This is a genomic window from Streptococcus oralis (genome assembly GCF_001578945.1).
Lineage (GTDB): Bacteria > Bacillota > Bacilli > Lactobacillales > Streptococcaceae > Streptococcus > Streptococcus oralis_Q.
This window is the reverse complement of sequence record NZ_KQ969636.1, coordinates 1-358: the sequence shown is the minus strand read 5'-3', so window position 1 is coordinate 358 and position 358 is coordinate 1. Positions and strand designations below refer to the sequence as shown.

Here is a 358-nt window from a genome sequence, read left to right as displayed (position 1 = left end):
CTAGGATTTCTTCCGGGGGATCTCAAGGAGAAGGTGGATCCTTATCTTCGACCAGTTTATGATGCCCTGTATCAGATTTTGGGAAAAGATCAAACGACCCGTCTCATGGAGCGTGAAATCATTGAAATCGCGCCCCTTGCTTACATGCGTGGTCGGACCTTGGATGATGCCTTTGTTATTCTCGATGAAGCACAAAATACGACAATCATGCAGATGAAGATGTTCTTGACTCGTTTAGGCTTTAATTCTAAGATGATTGTCAATGGGGATATCAGCCAGATTGACCTGCCACGTAATGTCAAGTCCGGTTTGATTGATGCCCAAGAAAAGCTCAAGAACATTCACCAAATCGACTTTG

At 44.1% G+C, this 358-nt stretch carries 1 protein-coding gene; it reads left to right on the top strand.

Annotated features, from left to right (window positions below; genetic code table 11):
- On the top strand, positions 1-358 hold a 358-nt coding region (locus tag SORDD16_RS10160), incomplete at both ends, for a PhoH family protein (protein ID WP_241734076.1).